Below are 20,826 nucleotides of genomic sequence, written 5' to 3'. Positions count from 1 at the left end.
TTTCCAGAGTTGCCTCGCCGCGGCGGTACATGGGCCTGAGAGATTCCTGGGGAGGATTTGCTCCTACGGCGCCTGACTGGATGTACCCGGCAGGACTCTCCCGCCGCAGATCAAAAGCGTTTGCGCCACCTCAGTGACACGCTTCACACCATAGCGGGTCACGGCGAAAAAGCGCAAGGCAGGTGTTTTCCAGGAGGCTAGCCGCGCATCGCCTCGTGGACCTGCAACGCCAGCCACAGCTGCGCCAACGTTGACGTTTCACCCATGTCCAGCCCTGTCAGCTCACCGATTTTCCGGATCCGGTAGATGATGGTTTGCCGGTGCGTGAAGAGCGCGGACGCCGTTTTCTGCCAGGAACGCTGCGAGTCCAAGTACGTCTTCAGGGTGACCATCAGGTCGCCGTCCTGGCGCTGTTCGTAGTCGAAAACCGGGCCCAAAAGTCGCTGGACCAATGCTGTTCCCTCTTCGAATCCGGTCAACCCCAGCCAGCTTGGCCCTTCCGCGTATCGGGCCAACCCGAGCTTGTTTGCTTTCGCCGAACCCAGCGCCCAGAGCGACTCCTGGAGTGCCTGCTGCAGTCCCCCAACCGCTGCCGCGGAGCTCACCCCAATGGTTGTTCCAGCTGGGGCGCAGTGCCTCAGGAGTTCATCGGCAACCTCCGACGCAATCACCACGTGCAGCCGGTCGTTCCTGCGCAAGGAGGCCGCCGCAGTCTCGTGCCGCCACAGGTCGACGTGCACGTTGGCCAGCCTGTCGCCGTCGTCCGCTGACATCGAGGCGACCACGAAACTTTGGGCAGGCACCTGGAAAGCCTCCAGCCGCCGTTCCATTTCCGCCGTCCCCAGGCGGCCGTCCAGCGCTTGGAGGAGGAACTCGCCGGCCAGCCGGTGTCGCCCCTCCAGCGAGAGCACGATGCGCGCCAACTGCAGTCCCAGCACAGTTGCGGCATGCAAAAGTACGACGGCGTCGGGGTGCGGTTCGCTGGTGGGCAGCACCACCAGGAGCGCATTCGCGTGCGTGGGAATGTCCATGGTCAGCACATGCCTGCCGCGGATCCGGTGCCATTGGAAGTTCTTGCCCGCGACGGAAACCTGGCCCGGATGCGGTGACCATTCGTCGACCAGGAAGTTCGGCAGGGCCTGGCCGTCCGGATGCCACGGGTGGAGGCAGCTTCGATCCACCACGAAGAGCTCGGCGTCCAGCTCCGTGGCCAAGCGCAGCACCAGGCTTTGCCAGTGGTCCTCGGAAGCACCGGCGGTGCGCAGGAGGTCGTAGACCCGGGCCGTTTGGCGGAGCCTGCGGGACTCTTCGAGCAGCGACGATTCCGCTACGGACCTTGCTATGGCAATGAACGGCAGCGGGTACGGGATGTTGATCAGCGGGAGTGGCAGGCTGTCGCATGCCTCAAGGAATTCCGCGGTGAGGGGCGGGGCGTGCATCTTCTCACCGATGGCCAACGCGCTGGCGCCGGCGTCCACCAGGGCCTGGGCGAGCGCCACTTGGCCCTCCGGGTCTGCCGGCACGGAGAGTCCGTTGGTCATCATGAGTTCGCCACCCGTGACCCATTCCCAGAGCCGCGGCAGGTCTGAGGTATGGGCCCAGGTGACGCGGTTGTCCGCCCCTCCGGCACCCGCCAGGAGGGTGAGTCCAAGCTGCGGTTCGGCGACGAGTTCGGCGACGGTGATGGCCACGGGATGCGCTCCAGTTCTGCGTACTTTCGGGGTACTTAGACATTCGTCTAAACCGATTCGTCAGATGTAAACAATGCACGAATATACGCGGTGACGCGCATCACGAAAACTGGAACCACTAACTTCACCGCTCAATGACGAGCATTCACGAGAGAGGGTTGGCAATGAGCGCAACCAGCAACCTCATTGATGACGCCCCACTAACCCGGTTCCACAAAAAGTTGACGTTCTTCGCGTCCGGCGGACCTTTCATCGACGGCTATGCACTGTCCATCATCGGCATCGCCCTGATTACCATGGCCCCCGGCCTGGACCTGTCCCCGGCGGAGGTTGGCCTGGTGGGCGCCGCCAGCCTGGTAGGCATCTTCTTCGGTGGCGCTGTCTTCGGATGGCTGACCGACAAGATCGGCCGGCACAAAATGTACATCGCGGACCTCATCGCGCTGGCCCTGTTCTCTGTCCTCAACGGTTTCGCCACCGATATTTGGCAGGTGGTCCTGTGCAGGTTCTTCCTGGGCATGGCCATCGGAGCGGACTACCCGATCGCAACGTCCCTGCTCGCCGAATTCCTGCCCAAGAAGCATCGCGGACGCCTCCTCGGCGCCACCTTCGTGGTCTGGGCCATCGGTGCCGCCGCAGCCTACGCAGTGGGCTACTTGTTGCGCGACGCCGGTCCGGATGCCTGGCGCTTCATGGTTGCCAGCCCGGCGGTCTTCGCCATCATCACGCTTCTGTGCCGCTTGGGCACGCCCGAATCCCCGCGATGGCTTCTCTCCCGCGGCCGCCGGGACGAGGCCGATGCCGTCATCAAGAAGGTGTACGGCTCGCAGTACGGCCTCAGCGACATCACTTCCGACAGCGAAGGACTTCAGAGGCAAGGCAGTTTCCTGGACATCTTCAGGGGCCAGTTTTGGAAGCGCACGCTCTTTGTTTCCATCTTCTGGACTGCGCAGGTCATCCCGCTCTTCGCCGTTTACACCTTTGCCCCGGATCTCCTGACGTCGTTTGGCATGCACGGCGACGCCAACCTGTACGGCGGCTCGTTCCTGATTACCATGTTGTTTGTGGTCGGCGGCATTCCCGGCCTCTGGCTCGTGGAAAAGATCGGACGCCGAAAGCTGCTCTTGTGGACGTTCGGCATCATTGTGGTTGCCTTGGCGATTCCGGCCTTCATCCCCAACGTGGAGGCAGCCCCACTCTTCATCGCCTTGGCCATCTTCGCGCTGGCCTCCGGCGCCTCCAGCTTCCTTGAAGTGGTGTATCCCAACGAGCTGTTCCCCACAGAGATCCGTGCTACGGCCGTCGGCTTCGGCACGGCGATAAGCCGGGTTGGTTCGGCGGCCAGCACCTACCTGATGCCCCTGGCCATCGTGTCGTTCGGAGCAGCCGGCTCGCTGCTCATCGGCGCGATCATCTCCCTTGTGGGGCTCGTTGCCACCTTCCTCCTGGCTCCCGAAACGGCCAACAAGTCACTGCACGAGCTCACCTCCGAAAAGCAGCCTCCTGCACCATCAGACCCCAAGATCAACGAAGGATCCCTGTCATGAGCAACCACCAGCCAATAGGCCCCGTCGACGCCACTCAAGTTCCCCGCTTCGCCGGACTGGGCACGTTCGCCCGACTTCCTCAACTGGACCGCGTCCCGGACTACGACATCGCCATAGTGGGCGTTCCGTTCGACGGCGGAACCTCCTTCCGCCCCGGCGCCCGCTTTGGTCCGGCCGCTGTCCGTGAAGCCTCACGACTCCTGCGCCCGGGCTACCACCCCGAACTCGACGTTGAGCCCGTCAACGAAGTCCAGGTTGTGGACGCCGGCGACATCGCCTGCACGCCCTACGACATTGGCAGGGCCGTCAAGGAGATCAAGGAGCAAGCCAGGCCCCTGCTCGCCCGCGACAAAAAGCTGATCACCATCGGCGGCGACCACACCATCGCCCTTCCCATGCTGCAGGCGGTCAACGAGGTCCACGGCCCGGTGGCGCTGCTCCATTTCGATGCGCACCTGGACACCTGGGATACCTACTTCGACCAGCCCATTACACACGGGACGATCTTCCGCCGGGCCTTCGAGGAGGGCCTGCTTGTTGAGGACAAGTCAATGCACGTGGGCATCCGCGGGCCTGTGTACGACCGCAACGACTTCCTCCGGGACCATGACTTCGGATTCCAGATCATCCGCTGTTCCGACCTTGACGTCATCGGCGTCCCGGCGGCGATCGAACGGGTCAAGCAGCGGCTGGGAGACACGCCCGTCTACGTCTCCATCGACATCGATGTCCTGGACCCCTCTTACGCCCCTGGAACCGGAACGCCGGAAATGGGCGGACTGCATTCCCGCGAACTGCTTGCCCTGCTCCGCGGCCTGAACGGCATCAACATCGTGGGTGCGGACGTGGTGGAAGTGGCTCCCGCCTACGACCACGCCGATATCACGAGCGTGGCCGCCGCAACAGTCGTCTTCGACTTGCTGGCACTCATGGTTAATCGTGGAAAGGCAACCGCAGCGAAGGAACCTGCCCTGGAGGCGGCCACAGCCTGACGTATTTAGCACAGGCGTGCTGCGCCAACCGCGGCGCAACCACGACGTCGGCACCCACCAGGGTGCCGACGTCGCCCGCTGTCCGCTCCCCCCGGCCGCTGGACCGGGGCGGAGACCGCCGGGTGTGGCGGCAGCGATAGTAGGAAGTACCGGGCGCCGCCTCTGGGATAACGACGCCCGGACTCCCGGCAGGTGCCCAATGCATGCCACCCGCCATTCCCACGAGGGGTATGGCCGGATCGTCATGCGTGCGGTCCCGCCATGATTAGTAAAGTTGCTTACTATCCCTCGGCGCACGAGTAGTCGGTACTCATGTTTTTGGACGCGCGGCGGCGGGACTACGTGGTTTTCGATCAACCAGCATCGCCCCATTGATACCTGCGAGTGGTAGTTTGATCTCTGCTTGAGCCATACGCACCGTACCGATCAGAGGACATTCCATGTTTAAGGGATTCAAGGACTTCATACTCCGCGGCAACGTGATCGAACTGGCCATCGCCGTCGTCATCGGCAGTGCCTTCACCGCACTGGTTACCGCCTTCACCAACAACATCATCAACCCCGTGATCGCTGCAGCGGGCGGCGTAAACGCCGATGGCCTGGGCTTCCGGATCTGGGCCGACAACGAGGCCACGTTCGTGAACTTCGGCGCCGTGGTCACCGCCTTGGTCACCTTCATCATCACCGCCGCCGTGGTCTACTTCATCTTCGTGGCGCCCATGAACAAGATCAACGCCATGGTCAAGGACCGCCTCTCCACCGAGGAACCCGAAGAAGAGCCCATCCCCGCCGATACCGCCCTCCTGGCCGAGATCCGTGACCTGCTCAAGGAAGCCGCAGCCCGCAACGGCCGCGCAGACCGCGACCTGGACGAGGACCCCATCCGCTAGGACGTCCCGCAACGCCTCCCTGTCGTTGCGGTCCTTCCTCGCGAAACCCGGCATCCTCCATGGGAGGGTGCCGGGCTTCTGCGTTTTCGCTGACGCCCACGGCCAGACTCGCCTTGGAAACATCACGCGGTTACTGTCGCCCTGGCGAAACTTGTCCAGACGATGCCCGGGCGGGGGGGTGCCTCGCACTTCGCACCTCCAACCCGAGGGGACTGTTACCTTCACTGGATGCTGTCAAACCCGACGGGACCTGGCCGACTCGGTGTGTAGCGTTTGGCGTACCTTCACCGGGCATTTTGCGGGCGGGTCACACGGGACACCCCAAACTCCTGCACCGTAACGCTGCAGATCAAAGCCGAGTTGTCCCGGCAAGGGACCGGCCTACGGGCGCTATGTCGTCACTGCCGCCCGCTGACGGAATGCCTGCTGGAATATCGTGGCAGGATCGACGGATGACCTCATCACCACTTTCGAATGTTCGTGTGGAACAGGGAAGCGCGCCCGCACGGGAAGCGGCCGGAATCTGGGCTCGGGCCACCGCTCGGCGGGATCAGCTGCCTGTCATTCCACCGCTGGAGGACAAGCTGCCAGGTATTGAATCAGCGCTTGCTTTGGACGGTGCATATTTGCTGATGTTGCGTAGCGGTGAACGCGCAATGGCATTCTCTTTGGTCGTCCCCCATGCGAACTTCTTGGAAGTGCTCTACCTCGCCGTTGACCCAGAAGCCTGGGGCGACGGCCTCGCGCGCCAACTTCTTGACCACCTTCGAGACCACTCGGTGAAGGCACAGACGCCCTTGGAGCTTTGGGTTATCGCCGACAACCAGAGAGCGATCGCCACCTACGAAAGTGCCGGCTGGATGCCAACGGCCGACGTAAAGGTGCGCAACTCGGCGGATCGGCCGGAACGCCGATACATTTTGAGTCCGTAAGGATCGCTCACCGGGCGTTGGCCCGCTCGATGGGCAGGTCCCGCAGCGATAAACAGACCGCCCCGGGACGGAAAAGGAGACGAGGACATGTCTGAGCCGGTGAGGATTGAACTCAACGAAGACCAGGCACTGGTGTTGTTCGATTGGCTATGCCGTTTGAATGACAGGAGCCCCGCCGCCGGTGTTACTCATCAGGCGGAGCAGCGCGTCCTATGGGACATGCAAGCTGACCTTGAGTCAGTTCTCTTAGCGCCCTTCGAAGCAAATTACAACGAGCTGCTCGCACAGGCGCGAAACCGCGTTGCAGGTGCCGGCCAATAGACCGCTTACTTCCTTGAACTGGAACGTCCGGTAAAGGATCCTTCAGCGTGCTGCGTTGTATCGTCGAATCCAAGTTCGGCTCAGCGAACGATGACATCTGGGCGGCGTAATTCAGTCATCGGAAGCGACTATCACGTGAAGCGTGTGGAGAGTCCGATCAATCACGATGAACTCGTGGAAGCCACCGTTTCCGGTGACGAAGCCGTAGTCATGTTCGGCTTCCCGTGGGGGATTGCACAGCTTCAGCACACGGCCTGAGTCCAAGACGGGGTAGATGGTTTCCAGCCGTTGAATGGCATCGGCTGGCTGGGAGTATTCCGGATCCGTCCAGTCTTGGTCGTTGGCCCAGACTTTGATCTCGGCTTTGGCCGCTTCGGCGGTCGATGGCTCGAATAGGTCCGGGTGGATGGCATCAATCCTCCACCGCCCGTGAATTCCCCGTGCACGGAGCTCACTGCCGCCCCTGGAAGGAAAAGGGGAAGCGTAGTCGTGCTGGTAGCCGGGGCTTTCGATTAAGCGCTCCAGAATGGCTTGGTCGTTCTGGGCCGGGCCAATGAGGAAATGCGTCAACTGGACCCACATAAAGGTACCGGAATCGAGATGGACTATGTCATCTCCGACAAAGGGCAATGTCATGGCTCAAATGTATTTAAGTTCGCCCACTGGTCCAATGACTTCGCGCGCAAAAGACGATGTCCTACTCAGCAGTCGTGGCCACATTTCCGCCGACTCGCTGGGCGGAAGCTCTGAGAACGAACTGCTAAGTTCGCCGGTAAGCGAATCCCTCACCGGGGACGAAGAGCCTCATCAAGGCATGCGACGATGGTCGCATGCTTGTATGGCTTGCGGACTGGCAAGTTGCGGAAGATCACCTGCTAGTCAGAGTGGGTGACACGGTGGATTGGACAATGTATCCGGCCGACCGGGATTGGGTTTGTCGATTGTTCGGTGACCGGCTGGTGATTGACTGGCAGTTCGATTCGTACGGCGATGCGGTGGACCAACCTTCGCATCGGGTATCAGGGAAAGTAGCCGAGCTTTACAGCGTGCGCTGTCGTCAGACCCGGGCACGCGAAGGCCTCGTGCCCGTGACTGGCGAGGCAAACCTGCAGCCGGTAGGCGACACATCCGGATCATGGGTGCGCGATGCCGCACGTGAGGAAAACGTCGCCAACACCGGCTCTGGCCAGATAATGTACACGCTCGCGTACACGAGTTCCTTCGACGACGTCGAGGCCGACTATCTCTACGGCTATGTCCTATCACTTACAGGTTGCGACGAAGAGAACAGCGCCGGCGTAACAACGAGATTGTGATACGCAGCAGTTCCCAATGGTGCCCAGCGTCCCGCTAGGGGATCCTTCACCGGACGATGGTTGCGTAGTCAAGAAAGCACGGAAGAAACGTGGCGCAGCTGTCATGCTCGGTTGGTAGACAGTCCTGGACTTGGGTAGAGAGCCACTCAGCCAGCCCGATCAATGCGGATGAACTCAGCAGGAATGTCTTTGGCAAGCCACACCGAACCGCTTCCGTGGTAGAAAGCAATGTCCGAGGCTAGAGCGGCGACCGTATCGATGATCAGAATCACTGGATGCTTACTTTTACGGCTTCCGACTCGCACTGCGGTTTCGGCGTCTACCGACATGTGAACATACTGTCTGCTCATCGGTTGGAGGCCACCACTGAAGATCGCCCCGATACTTTCAGGTGGCGTGCCATGAAAAAGTTCGGCTGGAGGCGTGGCCGCAGCCAAGGCAATTGCGCCCGGCGTGCTGTGCCCATAGAAAGCACGAATCCGGTCACCCTGTATCTCGTGACGCGGTTTTGCCGCAGAATCGATCATTAGCTGCAGGTCAGCCGCGGTTAGGTCAGACCAGTCCGGAACTTCCTTGCGCAGCGCCTCCAGTAAGTTGTCCGCGGAGGTCCAGCCGTGCTCGTCAAGTTCAAGTTCGAACAGCCATGGCTCGTGTCGAAGCGCCCGCGATACGGCTTTGCTCAACTTCGTGAGACCAATCGCACGGGTTGTGACATCGTCTCTGGGATCCATATAGGTACAGCTTTCTAAAATTCGATCAGGTCATCGACGGCGGCGTGTAGCCACTTGTTGAAGTCTTGGAATTCGCCCTTGGCCTCCCACCCCGGCGACGCCCAGTCGTGTACCAAGGAAACTTTGCCCGTATCCATGTCGAAGCAGACGCAGTCATCGTTGTCTTGACGTTTTGCGAAGAGCACTAAATGCCGAGTCGGGTACCGATCACGCATCCCTTTTTGAAGGGCGCGCAGATGATCGCCGGTGAGTATCCACCATGGCTCCAGTTCGAAAAGTTCCAATTCCACCAGCCGAAGGAGCCCGCGGGGATAGGAGAATCCCTCGGGTAGTTCTTCAGCTGTGAAAAGCAGCGCACTCATTGGTCCTCCGGAAAAAGACATTGGCCTGCACAAACACTAACCCTCGTGCACCAGACGGCTTCAGCCAAAGGGCGTACATTCACCGAACCAACACCGCCCGAAAGCCCATCCCCCAAGGGACGCTGGGCGTCCGTTGGATGGCCACCGAGCAGGTTGAAGCACTCGGAGCTGCGCAGCTCGGGGAAAGTATTTGACTCGGTGCCTTTATGATCCAGTTATGACCTGCTAAAGGATGGATATGAGTTTATTCAGACGCGTGACCGCAGGGTTGGTGGTCGTGGCTTCGCTCACGGCCTGCAGTCCTGAGCAGCCGCTCCCTGCCCCTACAGCAGCCGAGATCGGTGGAACATGGGTCAATAGTGAAACTCGCCTTACCCTGATGCAGGACAAAACCTTCACGCTCGAAAACGCTCCTAGCTATCTGGATCCCTTGGGCGACGCAGACTGGAAATCTGGCCCTTCCGGTTCCTACACCTCAACAGGGACATGGGATTTAGGTTCAGGAATGCTGTGGTTGAGCGGCTCGAAAGTGACAAGGCCGCTCTATCTCGGCCAGACGTCCTCCGAGCGAGTGCTTGAGTTCGGAATCGATCTCGCGGGCGACGCCAGGTGCTTTCAGCTAGTGCGCGAGGGATCAAAGACTGTTCCGCTTGGACCAAAGGACTGTATTACCTAGCCGAATGACGAAACAGGTGTCCGCTGAGGGATCCTTATCGGGCACGTTGCCCCGTGAGGATAATCCGCGGATAAATCAGAAAAGCGTTTCCCCGCGGAGAACACGCTCTACGTCTGCGCTGTTGAGACTGCTTGCTTCCAGAACCCAGCCCACTCCATAGCCGGCCTGACTTGCAGACCTGATCTCTGCGCCAAGTTCCAGGGCAGCAGCCCTGCATGCCTCAGTGGCTTCCCGCAGCTTAGTGACCGCCGCTTCCAGGGGAAGGCGAATATCATCAGGCGGAACAGAGTATCGCGCGCTTTCGTCGCCAATGCCGAACTTCCAGCCGGGCTCCATATGATCTTCCAAAATGATGCTTGCCTTCGGCTGCTTAGACACCCTTGGCTTAACGGTAGGCCTTTTCGAAACGCTGGCTGGATAGAGGGCGGGTGCCCGGTAGAGGATCCCCTAGCCGACACCGACTCTGCTGAGGCAGGAACTGGCCGAGCCAGGAGGAGCAGGACTGGTTCGGTTATGGTGAAGCATGACCAGGGGGATAAGTCATGTACTTAGTGCTCTGATACTTGTCGGCTCTCTGATGAGCGGCTGTGGGGCTGCATCGTGCGACTCCGCAATGCGCTTCAGCACTCTGGAACTAGACCTTTCAGCCCTCCCGAATGCCAGCGAACTTGAGTTTGAAGTAACTTGTTTGGACCGAACTGACCAGGACGCCTGTACGGAATACCCCGCTGGACACCGTTATAGCGTGGCAAAGGACAATGCCGTATTCATGTGGATCGGAGTCCGTGCCGTGCGGTTGTTTGTATATAAGAAAGCATCCCAAGAGGTAGTGGTTGAAAAGGTCCTGGACCCGATCCCATGGGATCCCCCACCAGTAAAAGGCCCCTGCGGCCCGCCGCAATCTCACGCCACGTGGAAGTTATGAGCAAAAGCTGGGAGCGCCGCGGCGATCATCAGTACGGTGAAGGATCGGCTTACGGACGCTTCTAGGGGGACGTCCGTATGATCCAGTTATGACAGTTCCGGACCTTTCTGCAAGCCAGCGCATCCTTTTGTGGCAGGCAGTCGAGGACTACGGAGGATTATGGGAATCGCCCTGGGAACTCCGAGCACTCTACCCGTCTGCCAGTGAAGAATCTCTAGTCGAGGTGGCAAAGAAAGTCGTCTCTGAACTCCTCACCATGGGACTTGTTGAGCTCTACTACTGCCAAGAACCTTACGGCGAAATGACGCTGCTTTCTGATGCCGAAGCCTCCGAATTGTTGAGCACCTGCGATATCTGGAAAGTTCCTCCGCCAGGGGCCATTTCGGTGCGGTTCTCGGCAACAGAAGAGGCCACCTCCGTTTTCTTCAAAAACGACACAGGAAGTCGCTCGACGAACTCCCGCCCGATAAAGGATCCTTGAGTGGGCACGACCTCTGCCTTTTAGACAGCCGGCGCGCCCGGAGTGAGCCAACTGCAATCATCGGCGGACTCGATCAATGTGGCGGTAGCATTCTGGCTATGCAGCCACTCTTGACTACTTCCATCCGGCGGTCATTTCACTGGGGAATTGTGATCATTGCCGATGCTGACTCAGGGGGCAAAATTCCGGAAGTGGAACCCGCTAAGGCTGTCTCGTCCAACGAACACGGCATTATTGCGTTGGTCCGTCATGCCCAGGACATCGACTCGTTCGAGGGCGAATTCGACTGGGCCGAAAGCCAAGTGACAATTCGGCTTCTAACCGAAGCGGAGCTTCCCAACGTGGACAGAAGCGAAGTATTCCGAGGAAGGCTAAGTGTAGCCAACGGCAGAATCACAGTTGGCGACGCCGACAGTGACGTCGAAATCCCCGCTCACCGCGGTTGGAATGAGCTCATTGTGACGGTTGCAGCCGACGGCCTTGGTGATAGTGCGCCAGACGAGCTGCGCATTGACCTCATTCCCAGCGTCTAACTGTCTCAGGCTTGATGGGTCCGTCTCACTTCGTCTCTCGCGAATCAAACGCCCGGTAACCGACCCTTTACCGGGCTGCGATGGGACGGAAAGCAAGAATCTAGCGACACGAGGCTACCAAGTGATCAGGACCCACTCGCCGGGAAGGTCGCCGTGTCCAATAGCTGTTATGGCACGTACATGAGCTTCTTGCACATCTGAGCCCTTGTAAGACCACAAGGGCTCCTCAATGAACGTGCCGTCACTTTGGTAGTCCCTGACATCCAACCCAAGCACCAAGCGACCTGAGCCTGTAAGCGCTTCGATCACGGCCGGTGCTTGGGCTGCTGGCCAACTTACTTCGCCGTTCGGATCACGCAGTGCTCCCTTTTGTAGATCTGGATGAAGAAACGAAAGGTCAGTGACTGTCACAGCTGGACCAGAAGGGTTTCGTTCACGAGCTTCTTCTCTCTGGACGTTCGCCCGCGAGTCCGTAATCGACGGGAAAAACTGTTCGTACTGTGTCTTCATGCTTGGGCCAAGAAGAAGAACAACATCAGCATCTGGTCGCTCTGATGGCAAGGGCAGATGCTCAATGAATGAGACGGCTATGACGTTGTCAACGTCGTCCTTTACACGCCCTTCGCATGCAAAGTGAGCCTCTAGCCACGACAGAAGTTGCAGAACACGAACTGGATTGGATTCTTGCTCTGCCACAGCCCATGTGCATACTTCGGCCATCAGTAAATGAGGCAGGAGATCCCCATAGTTGTCCTCCAGAAGCTGCCGATAGATCTGTCGGAGATGCGGGTGATCAGCGATCAGTTCCCGTATGAACTGCTGGGAGTCTCGCCTGCCCATACTCATCCATTACACCCCCCCCCCGCATCTTGCATGCCCTTCTACCTTCCACCTTCACGATAGGGGCTGTGATGGCTGTGGTTCTTCGCTCCTTGACCTGCCCGTAAGCGGATCCTTATCCGGCAGTCAGAGTTGGGCGGAGTCCCCGATCGCTCCCGTAGTGCGGTGGGCCTCCCGGACCTGGCCTGGCTCGAACAGGCAACCACCCTCTCCAAACTACGGGCTGGACACGCACTTACCGGGTATACGCATCTTGGGCAGGTTCGATCCGAGCATATGTTGGGAAATCTGAGAATTGAAGCGGGCTTCTATCGAGCCGTCACGCCGGTGTCCGGCCAGGGATCTGATACCGGCGCGCAGTGGCTGTGCGGATGACTTCGGAAAATGACATGGCAAAGGTCTGATGGATAAAGGCAGTACCTTCGTGAGCGGGGTGGCCGTACAACAAGTCCAAGCTGGCGGGAATCCTGACATACGGTCCGGCGGTTGCGGGACCTCTCCGGGCTAGCGGTATCCCAGAACTCCGGCCCGCACCCGCACAGCTAGACTCCCGAAAACCCGGCGCCTCCCCGGGTTTTCGCATGTCATGAGTGAAATCCGCTAAACAAGGGGGCGGGAGCGACCATACTCGGTCCCCTCAGTCACAATCCGTCAGCAACACTTGTATACCAAAAGCCTTGACAGTGCTGCCCGTCACATCTAACTTTGATTTTGGGATCCCAAAACGGGATCCCAAAAGATCCAACACCGGATGCGGCCCTGTTCCATCAACGGGCAGGAACCGCAACAGTTGCCGCCGGCACGGGTCAGGCTGCAGCGGTATCCCGCCCGGCTCATCCCCCCAAAAAGCCCCAAAAGCCCCAAGACATTCCCATCCCGTTGACTCCTACTGAAGGAGAAGCTGTGTCTCTCGAAAACACGCAACTGGCAACCCAGGACAGCGACCAGAAACCAGGCAAGGACGGCGTGCAGCGACGCACCAACGTCCGCTGGAAGCTCTTCATCCTCTTGTTGGTCCTGGTGGCGGTCAATTACATCGACCGCGGCTCCATCTCCGTAGCCCTTCCCATCATCCAAAAAGAATTCAACCTGGCCCCCGAACTGGTGGGCCTGCTCCTCTCGGCCTTCTTCTGGACCTACGCCCTCATGCAGATCCCCGTCGGCTGGCTGATCGACAAGTTCGGTCCCCGCAAGGTGGTCACGGCTTCCTGCATCGGCTGGGGCGCGGCCACCGCGGCCTCCGGTTTTGCCGGTGGATTCCTGAGCATGTTCATTGCGCGCTTGGGCATCGGCGTCACCGAGGCGGGCGTCATGCCTGCCGGCGGCAAGCTCAACGCCATCTGGATGCACCGGAAGGAACGCGGCCGCGGTGCCACCATCCTCGACGCCGGAGCTCCCCTCGGGGCCGGCTTGGGCGGCATCCTCATCACCTGGCTGATCGCTTCCACGGGCAGCTGGCGGATGTCCTTCATCATCGCCGGCGCAGCCACCGTCCTCATGGGCCTGGCCGTCTGGTGGTACATCCGGGACAACCCGCGCCAGCACAAGGGCGTCAATGACGCCGAGGCCAGCTACATCGAAAGCTCCCACGCTGAGGAAGACGCCGAAGCAGCCCGCGAAGGTGCCCGTGGCAAGCGCGCGCTCCTCCCCTACCTGAAATTCCGTTCCTTCTGGGCCATGTGCTTCGGTTGGCTTGGCTTCAACGGCGTGTTCTACGGCCTGCTCACCTGGGGTCCGCTCTACCTGGCCCAAGCCAAGGGCTTCGACCTGAAGACCATCGGCTGGTCCACGTTCGTGATCTTCGGTGCCGGATTCGTCGGTGAAATCCTCGGAGGCGCCATCGCAGACAAGTGGCGCGCAACCGGCGCATCGGCGAACAAGGTCATGCGGACCCTGCTGGGCATCTCCAGCCTGGTGGTTGTGGGCGGACTCGTCGGCGTTACCGTCGTCCCGGACCCGATCACCGCCGTCGTGCTCCTCTCGGCAGTGCTGTTCTTCCTCCGCTGGGTTGGCCTCTTCTGGTCCATCCCGTCCATCCTGGGTGGCCGCACCAACGCCGGCGTCCTGGGCGGGGCCATGAATTTCAGCGGCAACATTGCCGGGTTCATTACCCCGATTGTGGTAGGCCTGATTGTCGGGGCCACTGGCTCCTACATCTGGGCACTGCTGTACTTCGTTGGATCGGCAGTGGTCATGGGCATCTCCGTCCTGGCGCTGGATTACAACAAGCGACTCCCGGTCTGACTCGCACTCGCCGGGCCGGCCGCGGGTCCTGAACCACCCAAGGCCGGACACCGCCGGGCCGGGCGCACGCCTTACACATCACGGAAATGGAGCTGACATGCTGACCGCAGAAGACACGAACACCACGGACCGCCCCCTCCGGGAGTCCGTGCGTGACACGCTCCGTACCCGGATTTTCGAAGGCCACTATGCGCCCGGCACCCGGCTGGTGGAGCGGGACCTCGCCGCCGAGTTCAACGTCTCCCGGCTCCCCATCCGCGAAGCCCTCCGGATGCTCCGGCAGGAAGGACTCATCCGGGACCGCTCCGGTCGCGGCTCGGAGGTCAGCGGCCTCAGCCCCAAGGACGTGGAGGACCTGTTCGACGTCCGGCAATCCCTCGAAGTCCTGGCCTGCCGCCTTGCCGCGAAGCGCGCCACCACTGAAGACCTCCAGCACCTCGCCGGACTCCTGGACCAGGCCGAACACTTCCTGGCCAAGGGATCCATCCTGGAGGCCCACCGCGCCAACAGCGAGTTCCACGATGCCATCACCCGCATCGCCAACAACGACTTTCTCCGCTCCGCGCTCGAACCCCTCCAGGGCCGCATGCACTGGCTGTTCCGCCACGTCAGCGACCTGCCGGAACTGATCCGCGAACACCGCGAACTCTACGCGGCCATCGCCAGCGGCGACGACGACCGCGCAGCCGCCCAATCGGCGTCGCACATTGGCAAGTACCGCGGGCAGTTCCCGGAGGACTACAGCGCCACCGAGCCCCAACCCAGAAACGCACGGAAGAAGCCATGAAACTCCTGGTCATCAACCCCAACATCAGCGATGACGTCACAGCCCTCATCGAGGCTGAGGCACTTCGCTCCGCGAGCGCAAGCACTGAACTGATCGTCCGGACCGCCGGGCACGGCATGGAATACATCGAGACCCGCTTCGAGTCGCTTATTGCGGCGGGCGCGGTGGCCGAGCTGATCGCGGAATACGCTTCGGTTCAGGAAACAGCGCACGACGGCGGCACTCCAGCCGCGGACGCAGCTGCAGCTTCCGCTGTGGACGGCGTCGTCGTGGCCGCGTTCGGCGACCCGGGCATGCCCGCCCTCAAGGAGTTGGTTGACGTGCCGGTCATCGGCATCACCGAGGCTGCACTCTGCGCCGCTGCGTTGCAGGGCCAGCGTTTCTCCATCATCGCCATCTCGGATCGCATCCAGGCCTGGTACCGCGACTGCGTGGAACTCTTCGGCTTCAGTAGCCGGCTCGCTTCCATCCGTTCCATCAACCAATCCCTCAACTCAATCGGCTCCGTGCAGGCCGATTTCAAGGAAACCCTCCTGGCACTGAGCCGGCAGGCCGTCGCGGAGGACGGTGCCGACGTCGTGATCCTGGCCGGTGCGCCGCTCGCCGGACTGGCCCGCGAGCTCGACGGCCAGATCCCGGTCCCTGTGGTGGACGGCATTTCCGCCGGTATCCGCATGGCCGAGGCCGTGGTTTCCCTGCAGTCCGGCGCCCACCGCGGCGGTTCGTTCGCGGCCCCGCCCGTCAAGGCCAGGCGCGGCCTCTCCCCAAACCTCGACGCCGCCCTGGCCGCTGCTCAGTCGGCCCAGCTTTCCGCCGTCGCGAACTAGCCCAACACAAAGGAGGACGACGATGTCCCAACTCCCAGACCTCGTGATCGCCAATGGCACGGTGGTGAACAGTTTCGGGCGGCAGGCCGCCCATGTAATCGTCGACGGCGGCAAGGTCACCGGCCTGCTCGACGCCACCGAGCCCGTACCCGCAGCTGTCCGGACCGTCGATGCAGCAGGCAAGCTGGTCATCCCCGGCGGCGTGGACGGACACTGCCACGTTGCCCAGGTGACCGGGCGGTTCCGCACCCTGGACGATTACGCCATCACCTCCACCGCCGCGCTGTGGGGCGGAACCACCACGATCATCGACTTCGGCATCCCCCGCGATGCGCAGGAAACCCCACTCGATGCCGTCCTCAACAAGAAGCGCCTCGCCGAAGAATCCCGCTGCGATGTTGCCCTGCACGGCTCCGTGATCTCGTGGGACGAGACGGTGCCCTGGCAACTGGAGCAACTGGCTGCCGAGGGTGTGCGCTCCGTGAAGATGTACACCACCAACCGCGGCTCCACCATGGCTGATAACGACACCATCCTGAAGGTCATGCGGGAAATGGTCCGGCTGGACGGGCTCACCTACATCCACGCCGAGCACGATGCCATCATCACCGACTGTACCGAAGAGCATGCGGCGGACGGCCTGATCGGGATCGACCACCTGCACCGTACCCGGCCCGAGCTCGCCGAGGAGATCTCCGTGAAGGAGACGCTCGCCATGGCCGAATACACCGGGGCACCCGTGTATTTCGTGCACCAGTCCACCCCCGGTGCCGTTGACCTGGTCACCGAAGCCCGCGAGCGCGGCCTGGAAGCCTACTCAGAGACGTGTCCGCACTACCTCACCCTTGATGACACCGTCTATGGCTCCACCTTCCCGGAGTGGTACGCCTGCTGCCCGCCTATGCGGAGCGCCGAAACCGTAGCGGCCCTGAAGGAACGCCTCGCGGCCGGTGCCATCCACACGGTGTCCTCGGACCATTCCTGCTACGACCTCTCGCAGAAGCGCGAGCGCACCGACGACGTTCGTTTCATGCCCCACGGCCTGCCCGGCGTCGAGACCCGGATGCCCGTCGCCTTTACAGCCCTGGTGACAGAGTCCGGTGGTTCGGTGGAGCACTTTGTTGAGGTCTTCTCCGCCGGCCCTGCCCGGATCAACGCGCTCCCTTTCAAGGGTGCGGTCGCGGAGGGCTTCGACGCGGATCTTGTTGTTTTCGATCCCGCCACGCAACAAACAGTCGACGGCGGTGCGTTGCACATGGGGACTGACTTCTCGCCTTTCGAGGGGAAGACGCTGAACGGCTGGCCCGCCGTCGTGGTTTCCGCCGGGCGGGTGGTCCTCGACGCCGATGGCTTCCACGATCCGGGGCCCGTGGGCCGCTTCGTTCGCCGGAACGGCTTCACCGAGCACCAGTCAGTCCCTGTTCCTGCTATTGCATAGGAGTTCTTGATGCCTACTATCGACCGGCCGACTCGCATCGGCATGATCGTGCCGTCCTCCAACACTTGCCTTGAGCCGCAGACCTACCGGATCCTGGGGGACCGGCGAGACGTCACCATCCACTCCACGCGCATCCCGGTCACGCGGATCGCCCTGGATGACTCCTCGGACAAGCAGTTCAACTCAACCGTTATGCGTGCCGCCGCCGAACTCCTGGCCACCGCCAACGTGGACGTCATCGCATGGAACGGGACCTCTGGATCCTGGCTGGGATCAGCCCACGACCATGCGATGGTCCGGGAGATCACCGAAGCCACCGGTATCCCCGCCACCACCTCAACGCTTGCCTACATGTCCGCGTTTGAAGAGTTCGGGACGGAACGGATCGGGCTGTTCACGCCCTACACCTCGGACGTTAATGACGCAGTGATCGCTTCATACGCCCGTGAGGGAATCAAGACCATCGACCACCGGCACCTGGACCTCAGCGACAACGAGTCCTTTGCCCGGGTGACCGACTCGGAGATGCTGCCGGGCTCGCTCGAACTCGCTGCAGCCCAGCCCGATGCCCTGGTTTACCTCTGCACCAACCTGTACGGAGCCAACATCACGGCGGAGGTGGAGGCCCGCACCGGAGTACCCGTTCTCGATTCCGTGGCGGTCACCCTCTGGCATGCCCTGAAGCTGGCGGGCGCACCCTTGCTGGACCCCAAGTGGGGGCGGCTGCTGGCTTAGCTTCGCGGCAGTTCCCTGGACGGGCTCGTGTCGCATTGCGTCGCGAGCCCGCCGTCGTGCGAATATTTGTCCACCATTCGCATTCTTCCCACGGGGGACCCATGTCCGAAAACACTCACTCCAGCGCGCCCCAAACCGCTGGCAACAACAACGCACCCGAGCCGCAATACGGGGTTCGGGTTCCCGAAGGGGCCGGACCGGGCGTTCCCGACTGGCATCCTGAAGCTGCCAAGGCCCAGGCAGGCCACGCCTCCTACGTTCCCGCGACGCCACGCGAGGACGTAGGCCGCGGAACCATCTTCGCCCTGGCCGCGCTGCCTATCGGCGTCATCCTCTGGATGGTCATCTGGAGCCTCGGCTGGATGTCCTCCCTCGTCACCTTCGCGGCAGCGTTCATGGCGGCCAAGTTCTACGTCACAGGCGCAGGGGCCTTGAGCCGGAAGGGCGTCTGGATCGTGGCAGGCATTACCGTGGTCACGGCCCTGCTGTCATTCCTTGGCGGAGTCTGGCTGGACGCCGTCCAGTTCCTCGGCCGCGAACCCATGTCCATGGTGTTCGATTCCGAGCCGTGGGCCCTCATGGCCGACAACTTCGCCTATAACCCGGACTTCGTCAGCAATTACATGAAGGACTTCCTGCTCGCACTGCTGTTTGGAGCGCTCGGGTGCTTCTTCACGTTGCGCCGGTTGTTCGCGGACACTAAGGCTCCGTAGCGCGACGGGACGCCTTCGGTTTACTCCTTGTCGATCAGGTCCAGGAGTTTGCCCAGGGCGTCCCGGATGTCGTCGTGGTCGTATTGCCCGGCGCGGCTTTCGGCCGAGATCACCCCGCAGCGGTGGACTTTCCTGAAGTCGCCGATGGGGAACTTGTAGTGGCCTTTTTGGTCGTCCGGATGCTCGTCATCGACGCCGAGATACCACTTGCCGTACTCAGCGAAGTCGTGTTTTTCCAGGAACGCGTTCTCTTCCCTGGTTGAGGGAGCGTGTTCACTCCAGTCATCGCGCTCGTCCTTGGCAACCTTGCCATCGCGGATCAGCTTCTTGGCGTGGTCGAAGGCCTTCTTGTTGAGTTTCACTGTCACTCTGCACCTTTCTCTACAGCGCCATACACCGCCCGCAGGACTTCTGGTCAGGGCGTCTTGGCGTCCCCATCAGCAGCGTCTTCTGCAGTTTGTACATGAAACCATGGAGTCCACGAGATGCAGTGCAGAGCGAAGCCTGGTGGCGATCTCCCTTGGGAGTCAGTTTGGAGCCTTCCGGGCTCCTGCATTGACTGCCCTGAATTCGCGTTGGTACGCGAGGACTGCGTCGAGCGTCCAATCCTTGAGGACCGCGAGTGTTCCGTTTTGAAGTGGACGTAGGTCCACGAGGGGGCTGGGCGGAAGAGTGTATCCGGAGCCGTTAGCCATGTACGTCAAAACTCCCACCGGCGGATACCAGAGGGGGTGGTTTTCGCTCTGCTTAGTAACTTCGTATCCGAAAACGCCTCCACGGATGGGACTCCAAATGTCGACAAGGGATGCGACGCATTCGGTTATTGCTTCTCGTCCGGAAACCAGGGCTTCATTCAACTCCAATTCGAACGAGTTCCTCGATCCGGGTTGGTCCTCTCCGTCTGAGACAGAGAAGCTGAATGGGCAGAGGCTTCTGTCCGACCCTGCAAGGAAGCCGAGCACCGAGAGGTAGTAACCCCAACTAGGGTAGAAGTTGCCCGCATCATCCTTGCGGGCGCCGTCTCCGACCCTTAATTCCATTTCGTGAACGGAGCGAGGTATTGCTTCTTTCGTCGCCGCACTGCGTCCGGGGTACAAAACGTCAACCCACTCGATTGGCCTGGCATCCAGGTGCTCCAAGGCGCTCAAGGTCGACAGCATCCTCCCGGCAATTTCTGCAGGGCGCGCGGGCCGTCCGCCCAGCAGGAAATCTAGGTCAATGTCATCGAGTTTGGGGTCGAAGTAGGACTTCGCGGCTTGTTCAGGCACACCGGCTCCTGGTAGTTGGGTTTGGTCTAGGCTTCAAGTGGTACGTACTTAACAACAATTGAGACGGTGGACTTCTCCTTCGCCATCGATTTGCGCAGTGCTTTGTCCAGCATCTCAGCGAATTCAGGATTGTGGGTGAAGACCCATTCGAGTTGGCTGCCCGGTGCTTTTGCTTCCAACATTGCTAGCTGCTTGCGGGCCGTCTCGACCCAGTACTTCAACGCCGCTTGGGGCGCTAGGTTGCGGAGGTACTGTCCATTGAAGATCCCTTTGTGGATCAGATCGTAGTTGCCTTTGATTTCTTGGAAGATCTGGATGGGTGGGCGTCCTCGCCACAGGTGGCCGTCGAAGGCGATCGATTTCTTTTCGCCGGCGGCGGTGATGTAGTCCGTGACGTATTCCAAAGCGTTGCCTTTGGGGCCGGTGGCTGTGACCCCGGTTGCGAACGTCTGGTCCGGCGCACCGTTAGGGCTTCGTCCAGGTGGTTCCTGCCAGGTGCCGGGGCCGCCGTCGGTGTCGCCGATGGTGGGTTGGAGGTCGGGGTGGCGGCCGGGGAGGGTGTGGTCGCCGAGGCGTT

23 protein-coding genes and 1 riboswitch are annotated in these 20,826 nt (G+C 61.2%); of the genes, 15 read left to right on the top strand and 8 right to left on the bottom strand.

Features of this window, described 5'->3' with window-relative positions:
• Nucleotides 1-13: 13 nt before the first annotated feature.
• A riboswitch (glycine riboswitch) is annotated at nt 14-113 on the bottom strand.
• Nucleotides 114-197: 84 nt separating this feature from the next.
• A complete protein-coding gene (locus ACIQT2_RS22860) occupies nt 198-1,691 on the bottom strand; it encodes a PucR family transcriptional regulator (RefSeq protein WP_402951299.1) in 1,494 nt (497 codons plus the stop codon).
• A gap of 164 nt (nt 1,692-1,855) precedes the next feature.
• Between ACIQT2_RS22860 and ACIQT2_RS22855 the strand changes: the two genes are divergently transcribed.
• The 5 genes from ACIQT2_RS22855 (at nt 1,856) to ACIQT2_RS22835 (ending at nt 6,373) form a co-directional block, all read left to right on the top strand.
• Nucleotides 1,856-3,238 carry an MFS transporter gene (locus ACIQT2_RS22855; protein ID WP_402951296.1) on the top strand — a complete coding sequence of 461 codons (1,383 nt, stop codon included), beginning with the start codon at nt 1,856-1,858 and terminating at the stop codon, nt 3,236-3,238.
• Nucleotides 3,235-4,230: an agmatinase gene (speB, locus tag ACIQT2_RS22850; RefSeq protein WP_402951293.1), complete on the top strand. Its 996-nt coding sequence runs from the start codon at nt 3,235-3,237 to the stop codon at nt 4,228-4,230. Before ACIQT2_RS22855 ends, speB begins: the two co-directional genes overlap by 4 nt.
• A gap of 440 nt (nt 4,231-4,670) precedes the next feature.
• Nucleotides 4,671-5,120 carry a large conductance mechanosensitive channel protein MscL gene (mscL, locus tag ACIQT2_RS22845; protein WP_402951290.1) on the top strand — a complete coding sequence of 150 codons (450 nt, stop codon included), beginning with the start codon at nt 4,671-4,673 and terminating at the stop codon, nt 5,118-5,120.
• Between the two features lie 452 nt (nt 5,121-5,572).
• Nucleotides 5,573-6,052 (top strand): GNAT family N-acetyltransferase, encoded by a 480-nt coding sequence (locus ACIQT2_RS22840; RefSeq protein ID WP_402951287.1) that lies wholly within the window; start codon nt 5,573-5,575, stop codon nt 6,050-6,052.
• Nucleotides 6,053-6,139: 87 nt separating this feature from the next.
• Nucleotides 6,140-6,373, top strand: coding sequence for a hypothetical protein (locus ACIQT2_RS22835; protein ID WP_402951284.1), 234 nt, complete (start codon nt 6,140-6,142; stop codon nt 6,371-6,373).
• Between the two features lie 111 nt (nt 6,374-6,484).
• Here ACIQT2_RS22835 and ACIQT2_RS22830 read toward each other — a convergent pair whose 3' ends face one another.
• Nucleotides 6,485-7,009 (bottom strand): hypothetical protein, encoded by a 525-nt coding sequence (locus ACIQT2_RS22830; RefSeq protein ID WP_402951281.1) that lies wholly within the window; start codon nt 7,007-7,009, stop codon nt 6,485-6,487.
• Between the two features lie 194 nt (nt 7,010-7,203).
• On the opposite strand from ACIQT2_RS22830, the gene ACIQT2_RS22825 reads away from it, so the two are divergent.
• Nucleotides 7,204-7,689: a DUF6578 domain-containing protein gene (locus ACIQT2_RS22825; RefSeq protein WP_402951279.1), complete on the top strand. Its 486-nt coding sequence runs from the start codon at nt 7,204-7,206 to the stop codon at nt 7,687-7,689.
• A gap of 146 nt (nt 7,690-7,835) precedes the next feature.
• Here the strand turns inward: ACIQT2_RS22825 and ACIQT2_RS22820 are convergent, their stop codons facing one another.
• Together ACIQT2_RS22820 and ACIQT2_RS22815 are read right to left on the bottom strand one after the other, a co-directional pair.
• Nucleotides 7,836-8,372: an RNA 2'-phosphotransferase gene (locus ACIQT2_RS22820; RefSeq protein ID WP_402951277.1), complete on the bottom strand. Its 537-nt coding sequence runs from the start codon at nt 8,370-8,372 to the stop codon at nt 7,836-7,838.
• A 62-nt stretch (nt 8,373-8,434) separates the two neighbouring features.
• Entirely contained in the window at nt 8,435-8,782 is a 348-nt protein-coding gene (locus ACIQT2_RS22815; RefSeq protein WP_402951274.1) for a hypothetical protein, read from the bottom strand.
• Nucleotides 8,783-9,020: 238 nt separating this feature from the next.
• Here ACIQT2_RS22815 and ACIQT2_RS22810 point away from each other — a divergent pair, with 238 nt between their 5' ends.
• The 3 genes from ACIQT2_RS22810 (at nt 9,021) to ACIQT2_RS22800 (ending at nt 11,397) form a co-directional block, all read left to right on the top strand.
• Entirely contained in the window at nt 9,021-9,458 is a 438-nt protein-coding gene (locus ACIQT2_RS22810; RefSeq protein WP_402951272.1) for a hypothetical protein, read from the top strand.
• A gap of 1,013 nt (nt 9,459-10,471) precedes the next feature.
• Nucleotides 10,472-10,864, top strand: a complete 393-nt coding sequence (locus tag ACIQT2_RS22805) for a hypothetical protein (protein ID WP_402951270.1) — start codon at nt 10,472-10,474, stop codon at nt 10,862-10,864.
• Nucleotides 10,865-10,974: 110 nt separating this feature from the next.
• Nucleotides 10,975-11,397: a hypothetical protein gene (locus tag ACIQT2_RS22800; protein WP_400333035.1), complete on the top strand. Its 423-nt coding sequence runs from the start codon at nt 10,975-10,977 to the stop codon at nt 11,395-11,397.
• A 114-nt stretch (nt 11,398-11,511) separates the two neighbouring features.
• Here ACIQT2_RS22800 and ACIQT2_RS22795 read toward each other — a convergent pair whose 3' ends face one another.
• Entirely contained in the window at nt 11,512-12,237 is a 726-nt protein-coding gene (locus ACIQT2_RS22795) for a hypothetical protein (protein WP_402951268.1), read from the bottom strand.
• Nucleotides 12,238-13,140: 903 nt separating this feature from the next.
• On the opposite strand from ACIQT2_RS22795, the gene ACIQT2_RS22790 reads away from it, so the two are divergent.
• The 6 genes from ACIQT2_RS22790 (at nt 13,141) to ACIQT2_RS22765 (ending at nt 18,981) form a co-directional block, all read left to right on the top strand.
• Nucleotides 13,141-14,481: an MFS transporter gene (locus ACIQT2_RS22790; protein WP_402951266.1), complete on the top strand. Its 1,341-nt coding sequence runs from the start codon at nt 13,141-13,143 to the stop codon at nt 14,479-14,481.
• 97 nt (nt 14,482-14,578) lie between these two features.
• Entirely contained in the window at nt 14,579-15,268 is a 690-nt protein-coding gene (locus tag ACIQT2_RS22785; RefSeq protein WP_402951264.1) for a GntR family transcriptional regulator, read from the top strand.
• Nucleotides 15,265-16,095 carry an aspartate/glutamate racemase family protein gene (locus ACIQT2_RS22780; RefSeq protein ID WP_402951262.1) on the top strand — a complete coding sequence of 277 codons (831 nt, stop codon included), beginning with the start codon at nt 15,265-15,267 and terminating at the stop codon, nt 16,093-16,095. Before ACIQT2_RS22785 ends, ACIQT2_RS22780 begins: the two co-directional genes overlap by 4 nt.
• Before the next feature lie 22 nt (nt 16,096-16,117).
• Complete coding sequence (locus tag ACIQT2_RS22775) at nt 16,118-17,533, top strand: amidohydrolase family protein (RefSeq protein ID WP_402951259.1); 1,416 nt, start codon at nt 16,118-16,120, stop codon at nt 17,531-17,533.
• A gap of 9 nt (nt 17,534-17,542) precedes the next feature.
• Nucleotides 17,543-18,268 (top strand): aspartate/glutamate racemase family protein, encoded by a 726-nt coding sequence (locus ACIQT2_RS22770; protein WP_402951257.1) that lies wholly within the window; start codon nt 17,543-17,545, stop codon nt 18,266-18,268.
• Between the two features lie 101 nt (nt 18,269-18,369).
• Nucleotides 18,370-18,981 (top strand): hypothetical protein, encoded by a 612-nt coding sequence (locus tag ACIQT2_RS22765; protein WP_402951255.1) that lies wholly within the window; start codon nt 18,370-18,372, stop codon nt 18,979-18,981.
• Between the two features lie 20 nt (nt 18,982-19,001).
• Here ACIQT2_RS22765 and ACIQT2_RS22760 read toward each other — a convergent pair whose 3' ends face one another.
• The 3 genes from ACIQT2_RS22760 to ACIQT2_RS22750 form a co-directional block, all read right to left on the bottom strand.
• Nucleotides 19,002-19,349 carry a hypothetical protein gene (locus ACIQT2_RS22760; protein ID WP_402951252.1) on the bottom strand — a complete coding sequence of 116 codons (348 nt, stop codon included), beginning with the start codon at nt 19,347-19,349 and terminating at the stop codon, nt 19,002-19,004.
• A gap of 159 nt (nt 19,350-19,508) precedes the next feature.
• Nucleotides 19,509-20,249, bottom strand: coding sequence for a hypothetical protein (locus ACIQT2_RS22755; RefSeq protein WP_402951250.1), 741 nt, complete (start codon nt 20,247-20,249; stop codon nt 19,509-19,511).
• A gap of 26 nt (nt 20,250-20,275) precedes the next feature.
• A complete protein-coding gene (locus ACIQT2_RS22750) occupies nt 20,276-20,653 on the bottom strand; it encodes a hypothetical protein (RefSeq protein WP_402951248.1) in 378 nt (125 codons plus the stop codon).
• Between the last annotated feature and the right edge of the window lie 173 nt (nt 20,654-20,826).

The organism is Paenarthrobacter sp. NPDC090522 (assembly GCF_044769225.1).
Lineage (GTDB): Bacteria > Actinomycetota > Actinomycetes > Actinomycetales > Micrococcaceae > Arthrobacter.
The sequence above is the reverse complement of the archived record's forward strand: the minus strand, read 5'-3'. Positions and strand labels throughout refer to the sequence as shown.